At 56.0% G+C, this 1,346-nt stretch carries 1 protein-coding gene and 1 pseudogene; both read left to right on the forward strand.

From position 1 onward, the window contains the following. Positions 1 to 260 (forward strand): type II toxin-antitoxin system VapC family toxin (locus BLW34_RS15290; protein WP_218138895.1); only part of this gene is annotated, 260 nt, incomplete at its 5' end. Positions 261 to 263: 3 nt separating this feature from the next. Then, a pseudogene (locus BLW34_RS15295) lies at positions 264 to 1,346 on the forward strand (DUF4158 domain-containing protein); the annotation flags it as partial.

Consider the following 1,346-nt stretch of genomic DNA (forward strand, 5'->3'; position numbering starts at 1 on the left):
CATCAGTTTATAGGCATTGGACTGGTACACTTTTATTCCGCGATCGCAGCGAAATTAGTGCACTTCAGTGGTACATTTTTACACCGCTATTTACACTGCCGATCCTCAGTGAGCATGCGGTAGCCGTCGGCGCCTTGCCGCCGATCTATAAAGATCCTTTTGACCGCCTGCTTGTCGCCCAGGCCATTGTCGAGGGCATAACGCTACTGACGGCCGACGCACGCGTGGCTGAATATCCAGGTCCTGTGCAACTCGTCTAACAAATGGCCGCCAAAAACAAGCGGCTGACCGTACTATCGGAAGCTGAGCAGTACGCTCTATACGGCCTGCCGGACTTCGATGACGCTCAGCGGTTGGAGTACCTGGCGCTATCCGAAACCGAGCTGATGCTTGCGGCCAGCCGCCCCGGATTCCATGCCCAGGTCTATTGCGTTTTGCAGATCGGTTACTTCAAAGCCAAACAGGCATTTTTCCGTTTCGACTGGGGCGATGTCGAAGACGATTGTGCCTTTGTGCTGAGCCGTTATTTCATCGGTGATGCGTTTGAACGGAAGGCGATCACCAACTATGAGCATTACACCCAGCGCGGGCGAATCGCCGAGCTATTCGGCTACCGGCTGTGGATTTCCGGCTTCCTTCCGCAGCTCGCGCATCAGGCCGAACATAGCGTGCGGCGTGACGTCACGCCGGGATTTGTAGCCACCGAGCTGGTCGTGTGGCTCAACGAACACAAGATCATTCGGCCTGGCTACACCACGCTGCAAGAACTCATCAGCGAAACACTGTCCGCCGAACGCCGGCGGCTGGGCGATCTGCTGTCGGAAATACTGGATGACACGGCCAAAGCTACGCTGGCCCAGCTCCTAGTACGTGATGACGCACTATCTCAATTGGCGGACTTAAAGCAGGATACCAAGGATTTCGGCTGGCAGCAGAGGGCCCGCGAACGTGAGAAACGTGCCACGCTGGAGCCTCTGCACAGGATTGCCAAGGTTCTGCTGCCTAAGCTGGGCATTTCGCAGCAGAACCTGCTTTACTATGCGAGTTTGGCGAAGTTCTATACCGTCCACGACTTGCGCAACCTCAAGTCGGAGCAGACCCATCTTTACCTATTGTGCTACGCCTGGCAACGCTACCGGCAGTTTACCGACAATCTGGTCGATGCGATGGCCTACCACATGAAACAGTTGGAAGACGAAAGCAGCGCCATCAGGAAACCCAGCGGGTCGGACGCCTGCTGTTGCTCTATGTCGATGAAAGTGTGCCACGAAGGCGCACAGGGGGTGAAATTCCCTCGTGCAGCTATGCTACACAAGAGATGAGGGTAGGTCCCTCGGGGTCGCCGT

The organism is Nitrosomonas sp. Nm58, from assembly GCF_900107335.1.
Taxonomy (GTDB): domain Bacteria; phylum Pseudomonadota; class Gammaproteobacteria; order Burkholderiales; family Nitrosomonadaceae; genus Nitrosomonas.